This window comes from Flavobacterium sangjuense (assembly GCF_004797125.1).
Classification (GTDB): Bacteria; Bacteroidota; Bacteroidia; order Flavobacteriales; family Flavobacteriaceae; genus Flavobacterium; species Flavobacterium sangjuense.
On the sequence record NZ_CP038810.1, the window covers coordinates 892,408 to 914,177 of the forward strand.

The 21,770-nt window shown below is 37.9% G+C and carries 11 protein-coding genes; 10 read left to right on the forward strand and 1 reads right to left on the reverse strand.

Annotation, left to right across the window (positions count from 1 at the left end):
* Positions 1-6: 6 nt before the first annotated feature.
* The 8 genes from GS03_RS03970 (at position 7) to GS03_RS04005 (ending at position 8,322) form a co-directional block, all read left to right on the forward strand.
* Complete coding sequence (locus GS03_RS03970; protein ID WP_136151276.1) at positions 7-1,446, forward strand: SGNH/GDSL hydrolase family protein; 1,440 nt, start codon at positions 7-9, stop codon at positions 1,444-1,446.
* A gap of 190 nt (positions 1,447-1,636) precedes the next feature.
* Positions 1,637-3,148 (forward strand): F0F1 ATP synthase subunit beta, encoded by a 1,512-nt coding sequence (atpD, locus tag GS03_RS03975; protein WP_136151277.1) that lies wholly within the window; start codon positions 1,637-1,639, stop codon positions 3,146-3,148.
* A 95-nt stretch (positions 3,149-3,243) separates the two neighbouring features.
* Entirely contained in the window at positions 3,244-3,525 is a 282-nt protein-coding gene (locus GS03_RS03980; RefSeq protein WP_136151278.1) for a F0F1 ATP synthase subunit epsilon, read from the forward strand.
* Between the two features lie 181 nt (positions 3,526-3,706).
* Positions 3,707-4,861: an aminotransferase class I/II-fold pyridoxal phosphate-dependent enzyme gene (locus tag GS03_RS03985; protein ID WP_136151279.1), complete on the forward strand. Its 1,155-nt coding sequence runs from the start codon at positions 3,707-3,709 to the stop codon at positions 4,859-4,861.
* A 3-nt stretch (positions 4,862-4,864) separates the two neighbouring features.
* The gene (locus GS03_RS03990) at positions 4,865-5,113 is read left to right on the forward strand and encodes a putative signal transducing protein (protein ID WP_136151280.1); all 249 of its coding nucleotides are present in this window, start codon (positions 4,865-4,867) and stop codon (positions 5,111-5,113) included.
* A 16-nt stretch (positions 5,114-5,129) separates the two neighbouring features.
* The gene (bioD, locus tag GS03_RS03995; protein WP_136151281.1) at positions 5,130-5,747 is read left to right on the forward strand and encodes a dethiobiotin synthase; all 618 of its coding nucleotides are present in this window, start codon (positions 5,130-5,132) and stop codon (positions 5,745-5,747) included.
* A 115-nt stretch (positions 5,748-5,862) separates the two neighbouring features.
* Complete coding sequence (bioA, locus tag GS03_RS04000) at positions 5,863-7,134, forward strand: adenosylmethionine--8-amino-7-oxononanoate transaminase (protein WP_136151282.1); 1,272 nt, start codon at positions 5,863-5,865, stop codon at positions 7,132-7,134.
* Between the two features lie 33 nt (positions 7,135-7,167).
* Positions 7,168-8,322 (forward strand): beta-ketoacyl synthase N-terminal-like domain-containing protein, encoded by a 1,155-nt coding sequence (locus GS03_RS04005; protein ID WP_136151283.1) that lies wholly within the window; start codon positions 7,168-7,170, stop codon positions 8,320-8,322.
* Positions 8,323-8,433: 111 nt separating this feature from the next.
* Here the strand turns inward: GS03_RS04005 and GS03_RS04010 are convergent, their stop codons facing one another.
* Positions 8,434-8,901 (reverse strand): regulatory protein RecX, encoded by a 468-nt coding sequence (locus GS03_RS04010; RefSeq protein WP_136151284.1) that lies wholly within the window; start codon positions 8,899-8,901, stop codon positions 8,434-8,436.
* Between the two features lie 321 nt (positions 8,902-9,222).
* Between GS03_RS04010 and GS03_RS04015 the strand changes: the two genes are divergently transcribed.
* Positions 9,223-16,221 (forward strand): choice-of-anchor D domain-containing protein, encoded by a 6,999-nt coding sequence (locus tag GS03_RS04015; RefSeq protein WP_136151285.1) that lies wholly within the window; start codon positions 9,223-9,225, stop codon positions 16,219-16,221.
* 54 nt (positions 16,222-16,275) lie between these two features.
* A complete protein-coding gene (locus tag GS03_RS04020; protein ID WP_136151286.1) occupies positions 16,276-21,717 on the forward strand; it encodes a T9SS sorting signal type C domain-containing protein in 5,442 nt (1,813 codons plus the stop codon).
* The last annotated feature ends 53 nt before the right edge of the window (positions 21,718-21,770 follow it).

The window sequence follows — 21,770 nt, forward strand, 5'->3', positions numbered from 1 at the left end:
AAAGTTATGATAAAAAATTTCAAATGGCTATTATTGGTTTCGTTAACCTTTGTAGCATGTAGTAGTGATGATGAAACAGTTGTTAATCCGGATTCATCAGACGGTTTGCCTTTAACAGCTGGCTTAGCAGATTTTTCTAAATATGTTGCTCTAGGAGATTCATTTGCGGCAGGTTTTTCAGACAATGCTTTATTCATCGCAGGTCAGCAAAACTCCTATCCAAGTATCTTATCGCAACAGTTTGCTTTAGTTGGCGGAGGTGAATTTGTAATTCCGTTTATGAATGATAATATTGGAGGTTTTTCATTGGGAGGAACTCAAATTCCACAATTTGGCCCGAGATTGTATTTAGCTCCCGGAAATGTTCCAACACCAGTTGCAGGAACTTCTTCAACGGATATTACAACCCACTTAACAGGACCATTTAACAATTTCGGAATTCCGGGAGCTAAGGTTGTTACCTTAGATTTAGCGGGTTATGGAAGCTCAGCAGGAAATCCTTATTTTGCAAGAATTGCATCTTCTCCTATGGCTACTGTAGTAGATGATGCTGTTGCCACTAATCCTACTTTCTTCTCTTTGTGGATTGGCGGAAATGATGTGTTGGGTTATGCTACCTCAGGAGGTGTAAGCACTAGTCCAATTACGCCACCGGCAACTTTTGATCTTGCTTATAATGGTTTGATTACTAAATTAACTGCCGGAGGTAGAAAAGGAGTTATAGCTAATTTACCATACGTTAATGCATTGCCATATTTTACAACAGTTCCTTACAATCCGGTTCCTTTAGACGCAGGAACAGCTTCTCTATTGAATTCAGGCTATACTACATATAATAATGGATTATTATATGCTCAGTCATTAGGATACTTAACGGCAGCTGAAGTAGCTCAAAGAACTATTTCTTTCTCAGCATCAAGCACAAACAGAGTGGTTATTGTAGATGAATATTTAACCGATTTAACAGCGGTTGGAATTCCATCTTACCGTCAGGCAACTAGCGAAGATTTAATTATTTTACCAGCAAGAAGTTTTATTGGAACTACAGTAGGAGGTAATCCTTTACAGGTAAATGGGGTTTCTGTTCCATTGGCTGACAATTGGGTTTTATCTAAAAGAGAAATCGATGAAGTAAAAATAGCAACAGATGCTTACAATACAACGATTCAAAATGCAGCTACTGACCACAGTGACCAAATAGCACTAGTTGATGCTAAAACAATAATGGCTTCATTAAGCACCGTGGGTATTGTACAAAATGGGTACACTATGACATCAGCTTATGTAACAGGAAACACCTTCTCATTAGATGGAGTTCATCCAAGCTCAAAAGGTTATGCTTTGATTGCTAATAAATTTTTAGAAGCGATTAATGAAAAATTTGGATCTAATTTAAAAGGAGTGAATTTGGGACAATACCAGATTTTATTTCCTCCAGTCTTATAAAAAAAGGGTTTTTATTAAATCAAACCATCCCGTTTAATTGGGATGGTTTTTTGTTTTTAGGACGATTCAAAAAATCTTCTTTTTTTTATAAAATAATTATTGATTATTCGATTTATAAAAATTATCTTTGCGCTCTGAAAAAAGAATGTTTTATTCAAACCTAAACAGCTATTTAATAAATACATAAACAATGTCAAAAGCAATAGGAAAAGTTTCCCAAATCATTGGCCCAGTAGTAGACGTAGTATTTGATACTAAAGATGTTGAACTACCAAAAATCTATGACTCATTAGAAATCGTTAACAAAAATGGTTCAATTTTAGTACTTGAAGTGCAATCACATATTGGTGAAAACACAGTACGTACTATCTCTATGGAAGCAACTGACGGATTGAGCAGAGGAACAGCTGTAAATGCTACAGGAGCTCCAATTCAAATGCCAATCGGAGCAGATGTTTACGGACGTTTGTTCAATGTTATTGGAGATGCTATCGATGGATTAGGTGATTTGCCTAAAGCTGGTGAAAATGGTGTTTCTATTCACCGTCCGGCTCCAAAATTTGAAGATTTATCAACTTCTACAGAAGTATTATTCACAGGTATCAAAGTAATCGATTTGATTGAGCCTTATGCAAAAGGTGGTAAAATTGGATTGTTCGGTGGTGCCGGAGTTGGTAAAACAGTATTGATTCAGGAATTGATTAACAATATCGCTAAAGGTCACGGTGGACTTTCTGTATTCGCAGGAGTTGGTGAAAGAACACGTGAAGGAAACGATTTACTTCGTGAGATGTTGGAATCAGGAATTATAAAATATGGAGAAGATTTCATGCACTCTATGGAAAATGGAGGATGGGATTTATCTAAAGTTGATAAACCAGGAATGAGAGAGTCTAAAGCTACTTTCGTTTTCGGACAAATGAATGAGCCACCTGGAGCAAGAGCACGTGTTGCCCTTTCAGGATTATCTATCGCTGAGTATTTCCGTGATGGTGCTGGTTCAGACCAAGGTAAAGACGTACTTTTCTTCGTTGACAATATCTTCCGTTTTACACAGGCAGGTTCTGAGGTATCGGCTCTTTTAGGCCGTATGCCATCTGCTGTAGGTTACCAACCAACATTGGCAACTGAGATGGGTGCGATGCAGGAAAGAATTACATCTACAAACAAAGGTTCGATTACATCTGTACAAGCGGTTTACGTTCCTGCGGATGACTTAACTGACCCTGCACCGGCAACAACATTTGCCCACTTAGATGCAACAACAGTATTGTCTCGTAAAATTGCTGAGCTTGGTATTTATCCTGCGGTGGATCCACTAGATTCAACTTCAAGAATCCTTACAGCTCAAATCTTAGGTGATGATCACTACAACTGTGCACAAAGAGTAAAAGAGATACTTCAAAAATACAAACAACTTCAGGATATCATCGCCATCCTTGGATTGGAAGAGTTATCAGAAGATGATAAATTAGCTGTATCAAGAGCACGTAGAGTGCAACGTTTCTTATCTCAACCTTTCCACGTAGCGGAACAATTTACAGGTATTCCTGGAGTATTGGTTGATATTAAAGAAACAATCAAAGGATTCAACATGATTATTGATGGTGAATTAGATCACTTGCCTGAAGCTGCATTCAACCTTAAAGGAACAATCGAAGAAGCTATCGAAGCAGGACAAAAAATGTTAGCGGAAGCTTAATATAATTATGAATTATGAGTTATAAATTATGAGTTCAATCTCTAACTTATAACTCATAACTCAAAACTCATAACTCAAAACTCATAACTAATCATATGATTTTAGAAATAGTATCACCGGAAGCTACATTATTCAAAGGCGAAGTCACTTCAGTTTCTTTACCTGGCGTATTGGGTTCGTTCCAAATTTTGAATAACCACGCGCCTATAGTTTCTACCTTGAAACACGGTACCATCAAAATTGAGGCACCAAGTTTTCACATCCACAAAGAGGTTGCTGATAAGTTTACCAAAGTAAACGATCAAAACTACCTTTTGGAAATCAATTCAGGAACTATTGAAATGAAAGACAATAAAGTAATTGTATTAGCTGACTAATACGATTTAAAATAAAAGAAGAAAGCTCAACATTATTGTTGGGCTTTTTTTATTTGAAGCTTTTCCGGCTGTTCGCTATATCTTTTTCTTCCAAAAAAGAAAAAGGATACCGCTGCCATCCGGGCTATTTACTATATTTGACACGAGCCTTGCATAAGCAAGGTGAATTGACTAAGTAAATATGAAGCATTTCCCAAAATCACTCCAACAAAAAATCGAACAACGTAAAGCCAATAACGCCTTGCGTCAATTGCCTGTTGCTAATGATTTAATCGATTTTGCGTCCAATGATTATATCGGCTTTGCCAAAAACGAAATCCTCTTTCACGACACACATCAGTTTCTTTTAGATAAAAATATAAAAGTAAACGGCGCAACCGGTTCGCGTTTGCTTTCGGGAAATCATTCTTTATATAATGAAGCTGAAGACTATATTGCTCAATTTCATAAAACTGAAGCCGCACTGATTTTCAATTCGGGTTATGATGCCAATGTTGGTTTTTTCAGTTCCGTGCCACAACGAAATGATATTATTTTATACGACGAATTGTGTCATGCTTCCATTCGTGATGGCATCCAAATGAGCAATGCTAAAAGTTATAAGTTTTCACATAATGACTTGGAAGATTTGGAACGCTTATTACAAAAACTCATAACTTATAACTCTGAACTCATAACTGTTTACATCGTCACCGAAAGCGTTTTTTCTATGGATGGCGATTGCCCAAATATGGAAGAACTTACAAATCTTTCTGAAAAACATGGTGCTTATTTAGTCGTAGACGAAGCGCATGCACTCGGAGTTTTTGGCGAATGCGGACAAGGATTGGTTCAAAGTTTAGGATTGCAGGACAAAGTTTTTGCCCGAATCATGACTTTCGGAAAAGGAATGGGTTGCCATGGTGCAGCCATTTTAGGAAGTCAGGAATTGAAAAGTTATTTGGTCAACTTTGCCCGAAGTTTTGTATACACCACAGGCCTTTCTCCTCATTCAGTTGCTACTATTTTGCAATCGTACAAACATTTGACAAAAGGGAAAGAAGCTCTTGAACAATTAAAGGCCAACATCATTTTCTTTAATCAGGAGAAAATGCGTTTAGGTATGAAACCGATGTTTGTCTATAGCAAATCGGCAATTCAATGTGCTATCATTCCGGGAAATGAAAATGTAAAAAAGATTGCAAACCAACTCCAGCAAAAAGGTTTTGATGTTCGTCCAATAGTATCTCCAACAGTTCCCGAAGGTCAGGAACGTTTGCGTTTTTGTCTGCACTCTTATAATTCGGAAAGTGAAATCTCCAATGTGTTGGAATTGTTAGCTACCTTTGTTTTTTAAGTTATGGAAGAAGAAAAATTCAAAATGCTACGTCGCTTTCAGTATTCAAGCGAAGCTATTATTTACCAAGGTAAATTAGAAAGCCAGGGAATTGAAGTGTTTATGAGAGACCAAAATCTTATTGATTCGACGATGTACAGCAATCTTTTTGGAGGTATCAAAATGTTTGTCAAAACCGAAGATTTCGAAAGAGCGAATGATATTTTAAATGATGTGAATTTGTTTTCTGTAGATGATGATGAACAACTCTAATTACGAATTTGATTAAATGAAGCTATTCATCACAGGAATCGGTACCGATGTTGGTAAAACTATTGCTTCCGCTATCGTCGTCGAAGCTTTAGAAGCCGATTATTGGAAACCCATTCAGGCCGGAGATTTAGACAATTCAGACAGTCATAAAGTCAAGTCTTTGATTTCGAATGACAAGTCTCAATTTCACGAAAATAGCTATAAACTCAACACGCCGGCAAGTCCACATTTGGCTGCACAGCTTGACGGAATCACAATCGATTTAAAAAAAATAACAGAGCCAAAAACCGATAATCATTTGGTTATTGAAGGCGCAGGTGGAATTCTCGTTCCGCTAAACGACAACGATTGTGTAGTAGATTTAATCAAAAATGACTGTAAAGTTATAGTGGTTTCACGTCATTATTTGGGAAGTATCAATCATACATTGCTCACGATTGAAGCTTTAAAAAACAGAAAAATTAGCGTTGCAGGAATCATCTTTTCTGGTGATGAAAACAAAGCCACAGAAGAAATTATCCTAAAGAAAACCGGCATAAAATTCATTGGCAGAATTGACAACGAACCTTATTTTGACCAAAATGTAATTGGGTATTACGCTGATAAATTCCGCGAGAATCTTTTAAATTTATAAGAAACAAGAGCAAAGAAGCAAGAAGAAAGAAAAGTTCTTAATGTATCTTTGCAATTATAATTTCGAAAGAGCTTCAGTCTTTTCTCTTGCTTCTTTCTTCTATTTTCTTTAAAAAATGAACCTTTCCGAAAGAGACAAATTATACAACTGGCATCCTTATACGCAGCATAAAACAGCTGCTGATTTTCCGGCGATTGTCAAAGGCGAAGGAGCTTTGCTTTGGGACGAAAATGGCAAGGAATATGTTGATGCGATTGCCTCTTGGTGGGTGAATCCGTACGGACATTCTAACAAAGTTATTGCGGATGCGATTTACGAACAGTTAACCACTTTGGAGCATGTTTTGTTTGGTGGTTTTACGCATGACAAAGCCGTTTTATTGGCCGAAAAGCTGATGACCATTTTGCCAAAAAACCAAAAGAAACTGTTCTATTCTGACAACGGTTCAACAGCTGTTGAAGTCGCTTTGAAATGTGCATTGCAATACAATTATAACAAAGGAATTAAAAAGACGAAAATCATAGCCTTTGAAGATGCCTTTCATGGCGATACTTTTGGAGCGATGGCGAGTAGCGGCATTTCCTTTTTTACCAAAGCATTCAAAGGTTCGTTGCTCGAAGTAATCCGGATTCCGGTGCCAACAAAAGGCAATGAAGAAAAGAGTTTGCAGGCATTACAGAATTTGGTTGTAACCAATGAATATGCAGCATTCATTTTTGAACCTTTGGTACAAGGTGCAGCCGGAATGGTAATGTATTCTTACGAAGTTTTAGATAAAATGATTAGTATCTGTAACCAAAATAATGTATTCACCATTGCCGATGAAGTGATGACAGGTTTTGGGAAAACGGGAAAAACTTTTGCCACTGATTATTTGGTCAACAAACCCGACATGATGTGTTTGTCAAAAGCGTTAACAGGCGGAACAATTCCGATGGCGATAACCACTTTTACTCAGGAAGTCTTTGATGGTTTTTATGATGATGACACTAACAAAGCACTCTTTCACGGACATACTTTTACCGCAAATCCAACCGGTTGTGCGGCAGCTTTGGCAAGTATCAATTTGTTGCAAACGTATGCAATGCAATATAATATTGCCCAAATAAATAAACTGCATTTGGCATTTGAGGCCAAAATAAAATCACACCCAAAAGTAAAAACAACGCGTGTTCTCGGAGTCATCTTTGCTTTAGAAATTAAGACCGAAAGCCAGGAAAGTTATTATGGCACAATGCGCAACAAACTCTATAATTTCTTTGTTGAAAATGGTGTAATTCTCCGTCCTGTTGGAAACATCGTTTACATTTTACCGCCCTATGTTATTACCAATACCCAACTGGAAAAAGTCTATACTACTGTCGAAAAAGCGCTTGAAATAGTGTAGTTTTGCACTATTAATTCCAATACTAATATTCTTTTGAAAAGACCTATTGCCATAACTTCCATTGCTTCCTTTTCTCCTTTAGGAAAAATGACTGCTGATGTTTGGAAGGAATACCTGAACCCAAAATCATTGATTGTTGAGGCGCCAATAGGCAATACTACTGCTCTGGCTGCTCCATTATCTGAAACTTTAGCTAAAGAGGTTCAGGCATTGCGAAACTCGGATGTGAAGTATAAGTCGCTTGACAATTCAGTGCTTTATGCTATACTCGCATCAAGAGAAGCGGTAAAAAAAGCAGGTTGGAAGGATTCAAAATTTGGCGTTAACATTGGTTCTTCGCGTGGTGCTACCCAGCTTTTTGAAAAGCATCATCAGGAGTTTTTAGAAACCGGAAAGACACCAACTCTGGCATCGCCAAGTACAACTTTAGGAAACATTTCCACTTGGGTGGCACACGATTTAAAATCAAATGGTCCTGAATTGTCACATTCGATAACCTGCTCCACAGCACTTCATGCTTTGTTAAACGGTATCGCCTGGCTGCAGGCCGGCATGGCAGACAGCTTTTTGGTAGGCGGAAGTGAAGCGCCTTTAACGCCGTTTACGATTGCTCAAATGCAGGCATTAAAGATTTATGCTAAGACGAATGATGAATTCCCATGTAAAGCTTTAGATTTGGATAAAATCAAAAATTCAATGGTGTTGGGCGAAGGCGCAGCAATGGCGTGTTTGGAAATTGGCGTGCACAATAATGCCCTGGGTTACGTTACCGGATTTGGTTATGCCACCGACGATTTACAACACAGCATATCAATTACAGATGAAGCGGAATGCTTTCAGAAATCGATGAAAATGGCGTTGCAAAATGTATCCTTAGACGAGGTTGATGTTGTAGTGATGCACGCGCCGGGAACTTTAAAAGGCGACAAATCAGAATACAAAGCGATACAAAAAGTCTTCGGGAAAACACTTCCGATGCTGACGACCAACAAATGGAAAGTTGGCCACACTTTTGGCGCTTCGGGAATGCTGAATATTGAATTGGCGCTTTTGATGATGCAACACCAAGAGTTTATTGGCGTTCCATTTGTTACGGAACAAAATCCGCGTAAAGCGATTCGAAACGTATTGATAAATTCGGTTGGATTTGGGGGTAATGCGGTGAGTATTTTGTTAAGTAAGTTATGAGTTATAAGTTATGAATTATAAGTTAAAAAGCTTTGTGAAATCTATATCTTCACTTATAAGTTGTAGTTTTCGATAAAACCCAACTCATAACTCATAACTTATAATTCATAACTATTTCTCAAACTCCTTCAATTTCCCATAAACCAAATTACTTTCCCAACCTTTACGCAGCAAGTAATCACAAAACTTTTTTTTCTTTTTCTGAACATTGGTTTCTCTGATGGTTTCCCAATGCCTTTCGGCTAGTTTGTCAAACGTATCCTGGTATTCTTCCTCTGTGATTTCGGTTAAAGCGCATTTGATATTGGGTGCAGAAATATGTCGCTGTTTGAGTTCGTTAACAATGCGGTTTTTGCCCCACCCTTTGATACGGTGTTTTCCGCGTGCAAAACTTCGGGCGAAGCGTTCTTCGTTTAGAAAATTATGCTGGATTAAATGAACAACAATAGCATCCGTTTCATGGGATTTCATTCCCAAATCGCCGGCTTTCTGAACCACTTCCTGATGACAGCGTTCCTGATAAGAACAATAATATTCCAGCTTGAGTTGGGCTTCCTTTAACGTTAGTGCTTCGTTCATTTTTTGGGTTCAAATTTCAAAAACAAAGTTAGGGAATTGTTCGAAACCAAACGGTCTTTAGGATTAAACGCACGAAAAACAATCAAAAAAATCCGCAATTATTCCCGATAACGCATATAAAAACACTGTTTTATAAGTTATTAATAGAAAATGTTCATAAACATAGCGATTTATTGATAATTTATTAATCCAAACTGCTTGTATTTTAGTAATTTAGATGTAGATTTGTTGTCCCATTTTCTACTCAATACAGCTTGACCCTTTTTTGTGCGTACAAAAGAGACGCTATTGCTTTGGAAATAAATACGATATATCATAATTATGAATTATAAAAAATTACTTGTTGCTTTTGTTTTCTTAGCATTTCTTCCATTGACTTCTTATGGGCAGACGTTTTATACAATGTCATCTGGAAATTACACTCAAGATTTTGCCAACATAAGCGGATGGACAAACAATTATGCTTCGGGAACAGGTGCTGCAAATTGGAGAGTAGCATCAAGTGTAGCTACATCAACCGTTAGCACAACCACAGTTTTTTCATCTGGGACCTCTGGTGGTGTTCAGATAGGAACCACGAGTATGGTGATTTTAGCTACAGGAAATTTATCAACTGCTACAGATTTATTGTTGGATTTCACTGGACGCACAGCAGGAACAATTTCATTAGATTGGTTAAAAGTAACTAACACAGTAAATGCGTCTCCTAAAAGTTCCGATTTAAAAATTCAATATAGTGTTGATAACGGTGTAACTTTTGCAGATTTAACAGGATATACGATTCCAAGAATAAATAATAATGCAACTGGAGAATCTGGTAGTTTGTCTTCAATAACTTTACCTGCAGCTCTTGATAATAAATCCCAAGTCGTTATAAGATTATACGTTTGGAATAATGGTCAAACAGGAGGTTCTGGTAATAGGCCTAAGTATAATATTGATAACATTAATGTAACATCAACCGGCTCATGCACAGCTCCAACAACTCAAGCATCTAATATTACTTTTAGTAATGTTGCTGCAACTACCATGGATGTTAACTGGACCAACGGTAACGGTGCGGGAAGAGTGGTAAAAATGAATACTTCAAATAGTTTTACTGCACCAACAAATGGTTCTGTTCCTTCCGCTTCTACAACTTATGGCTCAGGAGAGCAAGTAGTTTATGCAGGAACTGGTAGTGGCGCCATAAGTATTTCGGGTCTTGCTGCTTCTACAACCTACTGGTACAGAGTTTATGAATATTGTACAACGGGTAATATATATCAAACCGCAACCGCAACAAATAATCCACTTAGTCAGGCTACAACTTCGCCAACTCCGGCAGTAACTTTAGCGAATAATGGTACGCAAATAACGGCAGCCAATGTGCCTCAGGGAACAACGAATCATATTCTTTCCAGTTTTCAGCTTACAGTGGCGAATGCTACGACCAACCTAACTCAAGCTAGTTTTTTAGCTTTGGGGAATTATCAGGCAGCTGATATTAATGGTGCTGGTTTTACACTTTGGTATAAGTCAACTAATAATTTTGGCACAGCTGCTACATTAGGAACTGCCTTGAGTTCTACATCAACTGGAAGTGGAGATGTTTTAACTTTCACTGGGTTTTCGCAAGCATTAGCAGTTGGAACAAGTTATTTTTGGGTAACCGCTAATATTTCATCAACCGCCACAACAACACGATATATCAATATTGACACAATTGCCAATGCGGACTTGATATTTAGTTCGGGAACAAAATCAGGAAGTGCTTCTGCAGCGGGGAATCAAACTATTACGCCTTTAACTAAAACAACTATTGCCGACGGAGACTGGGCAAATGCTGCTATATGGTCACCGGCAGGTGTTCCGACCTCGTCTCAAAATGTTGTAATAAATCATATTGTAACCTCAATTGCAGTAATAACAAGAGATTCAGGAACCACTACAACCATTAACGCAAACAAGTCTTTGGCAGTAAGTGCTACCTATACGAATAATGGAACAACAACTGTAAACGGAACGTTTCAGTTAGACTCAGGAGGTTGGGCAACAGGATCTAATTTCACTTATGGTGTGAGCGGGACTTTAGTTTTCAATAGTTCTACTAATTACGGAGTAAACAGCACAGATGTTTTTTGGCCAAGCAGCAACTCCCCATTTAATGTTACGATTCTTCAGGGAGGTATGACCATGAATGCCACTACCATTAGAAGTGTGGCAGGAACCTTTAGTGTAGGAGGTGCGGGAGTGACGATTACATCCCCTTCGACGCTTACTATTACAGGAACGTGTCTCATTAATGCAGGAGGATTTTTTAATAACTCACCTATTTATGGTGCTTCTTCATTGTTGAAATACAACAGTACAGGAACCTATAGAAGAGGCTTTGAATGGCTGGCTAACGGTGTAGGTACGATTGGAACTACAGCGGGTTATCCAAACAACGTTCAGCTAAGCAACAATACTACTCTTGATTATAACAATGGGAATCCGGCTAATAAGGCTATGAATGGTAGTTTGACTATTGATGCAGGTTCTACGTTTACCATGGCTGATACCACTATGGGAGCGCCAAGCGCAGGAACATTAACCATTGCCGGTTCGGTAACCAATAACGGTACTTTTACTTTTGCCGATGTGGCGACACCGGTTGTCGTTGCCGGAAACTACACCAATGCAGGAGCTACGACAATGGGAGCTGTAGCCGCGACAGAACTAAGAATTACAGGAAATTTTATTAATTCAGGGACTACAACTTTAGGTACTTTTTCAGGGTCAGACTTGAGAGTAGGAGGAGATTTTACAAACAGCGGTACTTTTACAGCCAATGCAAGAGCCGTTTATTTTACTAAAACAGGAACTCAGTTGGTTACCTCTCCCGGTACATTGACCATTCCCTATTTACGTACAACAGGAACAGGAACTACAGTACAGTTGGCAGTGGGAACCAGTCTTATAATATCAGCACCAAATACAGGTAATGCTATTATTTTTGGAGATTCATCGGATGTCATTGATATTAATGCAGGAAACACACTAACCATCGGAACTGCAGCTACGGCTAATGTTATTAGTGGTTCAGGAAGTTTCAAAGGAAGTGCCACTTCAGACTTAAAGTTGTTTGGAACCGGAAGTGTTGGTACATTGAACTTTACTACTGGTTTTCAAAATTTAGGCACTTTTACTATGGATCGTCAGGCAGCAACAGTTGGTTGTGTATTGGGGACTCCTGTAACCATAAATACTTCTTTGGTGTTAACCAACGGCTTAATTGATTTGGTAGCTAACACTATGACATTAGCTTCTACGTGTAGCAATACTTTTACGGCTACAGGCAATAGTTATGTTATTGCCGATGCTACTGTTGGAGGTGTTTTAAGTAAAGCAATAACCGCAACGAGCACCGTTTATGTTTTTCCGATTGGAGACAAAGTTGCTTCAACGGATGGTTCACAATACTCGCCGGCTTCGGTTAATTTTACGGCAGGTTCTTTTACCACAGCTTTTTTTGGAGTTGCCGTAGAAGACGCTAAACATCCAAACATGACAGCTACAACTAATTTTATTTCAAGATATTGGGCAGTGACTACCTCGGGAACATTTACTACTCCAACCTATACTTTTGGAGGAACCTATCTTCCGGTTGATGTTAATGGAACAGAATCATTAAGTAAGGCCAATCAATGGAATGGGACAATATGGTCAAATGCCGGAGGAAGTATAGGTAGTAATACCTTATCACTTCCGAACTGTTCGAATCTAACGCCACCAAATCATTTCACTGCGGGTCAAAGAGATAAAGATATAAATATAGTTCAGGGAAGTACAACCTATCTAACAACGAGCATCTACAACTTTGGTAGTGTTACGACAGGCTCTCCATTAGATGTAACGTTTACTATTCAAAACTTAGGACAGCAACTATTGACCTTGGGTAGTTCGGGGGGGAATTTGCCAAGTATAACCGGTAATCCACCGTATTCCTTATTAACGCCTTACAGTTATGCTTCTCCAACGATTTTGGGGATGATTAGTACAACACCAAGTACACAAACTTTTGTCATCAGATTTAATCCTGCTACGGCAGGGACATTTACGGGGAGTATTACTATAAAAAGTGATGACCCTGATGAAGGTTCTTATGTTATTAATTTTACAGGAATTGGGATATTGCCAGCGCCGGAGATAAATGTTAAAGGAGTTATAGCATCTAATCCGACGATTGTTTCGGGGGATACTACTCCGGATTCTCTGGACAATACACAGTTTGCGGCTACTAACATTGGTTCAACACAAACTAAAATATTTAGAATAGAAAACATTGGTTACTTAGGTTTAAATGTACCTACTATTACCACATCAAATACAACTGATTTCACGGTAACATCATCGGCACCATATACCAACATTCCTTTTAGTGGAACAAATTATGTAGATTTCACCATTACTTTTAATCCACAGGTTTCGGGTTTAAGAACTTCTACTATATCTATTGCGAATGATGATGCCACTGGCAGCGAAAACCCATATACTTTTGCTGTTGAAGGAAACGGAGTTTGTGTGGCCGCTACTATTTCTTCGGTGACACCGGCTTCAGGGCCAGTAGGAACACATGTTACTATAACTGCAAGCGGTGTAAGTTTAGCAGGCGCTACCGTAACCTTTAATTCAGTTTCCGCTACAGTACTTTCGAGTTCGGCAACCCAATTGGTAGTGGTTGTTCCACCAACGGCAACTACAGGTAATATTAATATTGCCCATGCGGTTTCAGGTTGTGTTACTTCAATTGCTTATACCGTTACTAAAGTTACCGGTACTTGTTCAGGATTGAACGAACTTATTATGACCGAAGTTTATGATAGTACATTAGGTAGTTTAGGATATATAGAAGTTTATAATGGTACAGGTAGCACTATAGATTTAACGCCTTATTTTATAAGAAGGTTTGGAGATGCTGCAGCATTAGTTTCCAACACTTATACCGATTATGCATTTAGCCCGGGAATTACATCGATAGCTACCGGAACAGTAAGATATGGAAGAATAAGCGCAGACACCAATACAGCTTCGCCTAACTTTGATTTTGCACCACTGGCAGGTGGAATTAACGGAGATGATATTTTGTATCTATATCATGGAACCACCATAGTAGATGTGTATGTTGTACCGAATGGAACTGCAGGATATACAGCCAAGCGTAATGTGACCACATCCGGACCAAATACGACTAGCAACCCAAGTGATTGGACTCATACAAACACCCCTTCAATAGCTGATTTAGGAACGTTTGCCTACAGTCCGCCGGCTTCAACTATTCCGTCAACTACCAATCCGGCTGATGTAAGTACATGTCAGTCTACGGCTAGTTTTAGTGTTACCGGAACTCTTGCTCCGGGTCCAGGTGCCTTAACCTATCAATGGTACTATAATTCGGGTGTAGCAGCAACTTGGACAGCACTAGTAGCGGCAAATTCTTTAGCAGGAGTTGTAGCTTCTGGTTTTACATCAAATACCTTAACGCTTGATGGTGCCATAGGAACTTATAATGGCTATCAATTTTATTGCAATGTCATTCAAAATACAACTTGCGGAACTGCATCAAATGCTGCACAATTAGCGGTAAGTGCTTCTACATGGGATGGTACAACCTGGGTTGGCGGAACACCTTCGTTAACGGTTGGTGCAATTATTAATGGTAATTATGATACTTCAGTTAATGGAAATATTGAAGCTTGTAGTGTTGTTGTTAATAATACATTTACACTTTCGGTTAAGGCAAATAACTATGTTTTAATTCAAAACAGCCTAACTGTTAGTACCGGTGGAACAGCAACTTTCGAAAACAATTCGAGTTTAGTTCAAATAAATAATGTTGCCAATTCCGGGAATATAACCTACAAAAGAATTGCGCAACAAAGAAAATCAGATTACGTTTATTGGTCTTCACCAGTTAGCGGATTTAATTTAAGCAGTCATCCATCTGACGGATACAAATTTTTATGGAATACTACGCTTAATAATGCTAATGGTACACAAGGAAACTGGCAAACAGCATCAGGTGTAATGAATGCTGGTCAAGGCTATATAGTGAGCGGACCAAGTACTTTTAATAATACGGCCAATCAAAACTTAGAAGTGCCTTTTTTGGGAGTCCCAAGAAATGGAGATTATTCGGTTACTATATACAGAGGAACTTATACAGGGGCAAATTATACACTTCCTGCGCCTAATAATCATGTAGTTACTAATTTAGATGACAATTGGAATTTATTAGGTAATCCATATCCATCCGCTATAAGTTGCAGAGGCTTTTTAACTAATAATAACACTCCTTTAACTGGAGCATTATATATTTGGACTCATGGTACGCTTCCATCAACTTCTACAAGCAATCCATTTTATAATACGTTCTTTTCTAATTATAATGCGGCTACTGATTATGTGCCTTTTAATTTGACTGGGAATTTAGCGAATCCTAACCCTGATTATTATATTGGAGCAGGACAGGGATTCTTTGTTACTATGAAGGATGGTGCAGCCGGAAGCGCAACCGTTAATTTCGACAATAGTTTGAGAGATAAGACTTATGTGAACGCAACGGGAACTAATTTCTTTAGGACATCACCAGTTTCAACCCACGCCGATATTGAAGGACCTGAATTCAATAGGATTTGGATAGATTTGGTAAAAGATAACCAACCACCGGTTAGAACAATGTTTGGGTATGTAAGTGGCGCCACTATGCAAAGAGACAATTTATATGATGCTATATCAAAAAGAGATGGTTCATTAAAGATATATTCATTACAAAGTGATGAAAGCTTTGTAATACAAGGGCGGTCAATCCCTTTTGAAGAGAATGATATAGTGCCATTAGGAATGGACATCATTCAAAGTGGCGATTATAAAATAGCTTTAGCAATTGTAGACGGAGTGTTTTCTAATGTATCTCAAAATATCTATTTAGAAGATAAGTACTTAAACATCATATATGATTTAAGACAAAACCCATATAGCTTTTCTTCGGTTGCCGGTACATTTGATGATAGATTTGTAATACGCTATACTAATAGCGCTCTTGGCACACCTGATTTCGGAACCACAGACAATAATGTTGTGGTAGCTGCTAACCATGGCGAAATGACCATTAAGTCTTTTGTTGAAAACATACAAGAAGTAACAGTGTATGATATGTTAGGAAGAAAATTATATTTTGCAAAAGCAATAAATAATGCTAACTTCGTAACTTCTAATATTTCAATGAGTTACCAAACATTGATTGTCAAAATTAAGTTGGAAAGCGGCGTGACGATTTCAAGAAAAATTATTCTTTAGGAAAGAGTAATTTATTGTTAGTAAACTATAGATTCTATAAAAGGGGAGTTGAAAATGAATGTATTGAATAAATATAGTTTATCACTTTTTAAAATAATGCTATTCCTGATTTTAGTGAATAGCACTCCTGCTTTTGCCCAAGATCCATACATAAAAACAAATAGTGGTATCGGCCAATATGGTTATCTTGAAAAAGATGCTTCAACAACCATGTTACTCAATTCAAATTCACACAGTAATATTTACCAGCTTTTTGGAAGAACGTGGTTAAATAGTACCAATATATTAACTTATCCAACTACAGCGGTAAATAATTGTACTCCAGCGACCAATATTGATCAAAGCACCACCGTTGATTATGTTTTTGGTGCCAATGCTATAGCAGGTTTAATTGCTTATACTTCGGTGCATGCTGATTATTGTGGTGGTTCAAACTCTTATGGTGGTAATCCTAATCAAACAGGGTATAATGAAAGACAACACTATCTTTTTGATTTATCAGACAGACCTTCGGATGTAACATCAAGTGTTATTCAGTTAAATCCCGGAGCGATAACGTCTCCCTATAATGTGGTTATGTCTGTAAAGATAGATTTTGGCGCTGTTTCTTCAAGGGTATTGCAGCGTTTTTGGATACAAAATACGGGTACGTTAGCGGAGAACAGTGAAATTGCAAATGATGGATTTAAAATCTATTACGAACCGGCAACAGGCTCTGAAACCTTTAACGGAACCGAAAGCAATGCAACGATTTACGGAGATTATAACAGTAATCCAACCAATAATAATTTGTATGGGCATGATGCTTTAAATATTGCTGTACCAGCGGGTGGATTGAGAGTTTATGTGGTATTAAGTAAGTTTGCGGCTTGTTTATCAACGGCAAAAACTGTTCAGGTAAGTTTGATAAATGATGGTATGAGTTTTAGCCCGGCTATGGATACTTCATTTACATTGGCCCGTGTTGGACAAACTCCTGCTGCGCCTGCATCAATTAATGTTTCTTATGCCAATATAACTTCCGGTCCTTTGGGAGGAACATATTATATTCCATCTGCCTGTTTCCCAACTGTTGCGAGTGCTGTTACAGCATTGAATGCAAACGGTGTTAATGCGGCAGTTACATTCAATGTTTTGGCAGGTTATACAGAAACCACACCGAATGGAGGATTTAATATAACCGGCACAGGAACAGCTACCAATACAATAACGTTTCAAAAATTCAGCACGGGAACTAATCCAACATTTACAGCATTTAACCCTCATACAGCAGGAAGTTATTCAGATGGTATTTTTAAAATTGTTGGATGTGATTATATTACCCTTGATGGCTTTACATTATTAGAAAATAATTTGAATACAACGACAACTGCTGCTTCAAATAATATGACTGAATTTGGTGTCGGAATATTTTTTTCAGGAGCAACCGCAGCAACCGCTAATGGCTCTCAAAATGTTACGATAAAAAACTGTACGATTGATTTAGACCGAACCTATACCAATACTATGGGTGTTTATAGTAGTTCAAGTCATACTGCAACGGGTCCAACAGGAACTGTTAGTGCCAGTTTAGCAGCAGGATCAAATAGTAATTTAACCATTACCGGCAATGCTGTTACTGATGTAAATTGTGGTATTGTTGTAATAGGCTCTTCCACTGCTGCCGCATTCAATGATGGATTAGTAATTGGTGGGTCTTTAGCTAATGCTAATACAATAACCAACTATGGAACAGCCAGCAGCGCCACAACTTTTAATTTAAGGACGAGTACTGTTAATGGAATTGTTGTTAGAAACACTAAAAATTATAATGTTTCCTATAATAGTCTTACCAGTTCAACAGCAACAACTGTAACTAGCGTTAGAGGGATTTCTGTTGAGGATTATTCTGCAACTCCAACAGGAACCATCACTAATAGCGTCACTTATAACAATATATCTGTTAGAAGTGCTAACACAAGTGGAGCTATATTGGGGATTCAATTAGACGGAACTAATGGTAGTAATAATGCAACCACTACTTCAATCAGTAATAATAACTTCTCAAATTTCGGCTACACGGCAAATTCGTCAGGAGCAGTTACTTTCATATACTATAATCAGACAGCATTAAATTTAAACATCAACAGTAATACCTTTACCAATAACACTGTTAATACTTCAGGAACTGTAGTGTTTATAAGAAATTATAGTTCTGCACTTTCCGGTGGTACTGAAAATGTGAATAGTAACAGTATCGTTACTGGTTTTACTAAATCGGTTGCGGGCAATGGAGTTTGGTTTTATGATTGCGGTACAAATAATCCACATATAGCAGCAGTAATCAATCATAACAGTAATAATTTTTCAAATGTAACCGTTACCGGAGCCACAACAATTACGGGTTGGTATAATGTGGGTGCAGCAGGTACCGGTACTTCAAAAACATATCAATATAATACGTTTTCAAATATTACCGGAGGTTCAAGTACAGTGATTGTAATGGATATTGATAAAGGCAATAATAATATAGATACGAATACAATAAGTAATGTTTCCGGAGGTAGTACTGTTATTGGAATAAATTGTGGCTCTAACTCAGGAGCAAAAAAGGTTAATGCAAATATAATTTCAGGACTATCAAGTACAACAACTACTTCTGATGTAGTAGCAATATGGGTCGCTGGTGGTGCAACACAAACGATTACCAATAATGTTATTTCCACACTGACGTCTTCTACGAATGCGGGTTCGTTTAAAGGAATTTACATGGCTATTCCGGGATCATCATCCAATTCGATAACCGGTAATACAATTAGCGGACTGACAAATAGTAGCACTGGGACTTCTTCTGCTATCAGGGGTATTCACGTTGCTCCGGCTTCCGCTTCTAATCCTGTTACCATTTCATCAAATGTTATTTATGATTTAAATGGAGCTACAACGAATACTGGCACAGGAATTTCATCTGCGATTGTTGGGATTTTGATTTCAGCTTCTACCTCAAATTCCTATACCGTTAACTTAAATACAATTTATAACCTAAATGCAACTACAACTGCAAATGCTAATATTGGTGTAGCTGCTATTGCTGCCGGAGGGGTATCATCTGGTGGGACTATGATCAGAAACAGGATTTATGGTCTTACGAACACTGCTACAGGAGCCACACCTTTTATTGTTGGGTTTTGGCCAGTTGGCGGTAGCTGGACTTTTGCAAACAACATGATATCCTTAAGTAATGGTGCCAATACTAATGGGATGCAATGTATGGGAGTCTATGATCCGGGAGGAACAAATACAAGAAATTATTATTATAATAGTATTACAATTGGAGGAAGTTCAACCGGGACACAAAATAGTGTAGCCTTGCAATTTAATACGGCGACCAGCCCTGTTGCTACCGCCAATATTTATAATAACATTTTAAATATGACAAGAACCGGGAATGGTAAGAATTATGCGTTAGCTAATTTAACTTCCGGATTGCCTAATATGAATAGTAATTACAACATCCTAAATGCAACTAATGCAGCCACAATAGTCGCGACAAATGGAATTACAGATAATAGCTTTACAACATGGCAGGCAACAGGTAAAGATGCAAACAGCCTTACGGAAGCCGTTGTATCTTTTGTAGATATTCCAACAGCAGATTTACACATAAATAACGCTACTTGTAATAGTGGTGAAGGTGGTGCATTAGTATTAGCTTCACCCAACATAATAGATTATGACAATGACGCAAGAGATGCAACAGCACCTGATATTGGCGCCGATGAATTTTCTACCTATACTTCAATATGGGACGGAACAGCATGGTCAACATGGAATGGTGTTAGCTTTTCCTCAGCAATACCAACAGGAAATACCAACTTAGAATTTACAGGAAGTTATTCTTCACCGGCAAGTTTGGAAGGCTGCGCTTGTACGGTCACCAGTGGAAATGTGGTGTTCAATTCCTCGCATAGTTTGACTTTATTAAAAAAGCTCACAGTAGCAGCTGCGCCTACAGCTACCATGACGTTTGAAAATAATTCCAGTTTAGTTCAGATCAACAATAATGTCAACAATTCCGGAAATATTACTTATAAAAGAACTACGACACCTTATGAGCGTTATGATTACGTTTATTGGTCAAGACCTGTAGCAGATGCAAGAGCTTTATCTACTATATTCAGCGGTTGGCGAACAGATTATTCGTTTACTTTCAACACTCAAAATTTTGCAGATTTAGTAACTGCTGCAACAGGCATGGCTCCGGCAGATAGTTTTGATGACAATGGAGATGCGTGGGTTTATGCTGGTCCAAGTGCAACAATGACATCAGGGAAAGGCTATGCAGTCATGGCGCCAACTTCGGTAACGTTTAGTCCACAAGCACTGCCTACAACAGTATCTTTTTTAGGAGTGCCAAACAATGGAGTTATTCCTATAAAAATTTATGAAAGCGCAAATGCAGCGAGCACAACTGATGATTTTAATTTGGTAGGGAATCCGTATCCATCAGCTATTTTGGCAGATGAATTCATAGCAGATAATGGAGCAAATACATCTGGGACACTTTATTTTTGGACGCATGTTGCAGATGTTTCGGTTTCTAATCCGGGTCCGAGTGCCTCTAATTTTGTTACAGCGGACTATGCTTTATACAATCTTACAGGCGGAACACGAGCTAGTCTGACAGGAAGCACAGTGCCTACAGGTAAAGTAGCTTCAGGGCAGGGATTTTTTATTGAAGCTCAAGCCAATAATGTTGACGTAGTGTTTAATAATTCGATGAGAGACAAAACGTATTTAAACAATGATTTTTTTAAAACAACCAACACTACTCTTGAAACCGAAAGAGATAGACTTTGGCTAAATCTTCAAAATCCTGACGGATTGTTTAGCCAACTTCTTGTCGGATATTTTGAGCAAACAACCTTAGGATTTGATTGGGCTTATGATGGCAGGGTAAATACCTCCAATACGCAGCTTACTTTTTATTCGCTTTCTCAGAATGAAAAATACAAAATTCAGGCTAGACCTTCATTTTCAGATACAGACTTAGTGACATTAGGTTATTTCAGCATAGCAAATGGTCAGTTTACCATTAGTTTAGATCAAAAAGAAGGCATTTTCAATACAGATCAAAATATTTATTTAGAAGATAGAGAGATGAATATTATTCATGATTTAAAACAATCTCCGTATACCTTCACTACCAATTATGGTAAATATGAAAATAGATTTATTTTAAGATATACCAATGAAGCTCTTGGCACACCTGATTTCGAAACACTAAATAATAGTGTTGTGGTATCTACTAAGCATGGTGAAATGACTATCAACTCATATATTGAAAAAATACAAGAAGTAACAGTATATGATGTGTTAGGCAGACAATTGTTCTTTGCAAAAGCAATAAGCAATAACAACTTTGTAACATCTAATATTACGTCGAGTCATCAAACATTAATCGTCAAAATTAAGTTGGAAAACGGCGTTATGATTTCAAGAAAAATTATTCTGTAAAAAGAACAAAGAATATAAAAAAGGTCTCGTCTCGTTACTAATAACGAGACGAG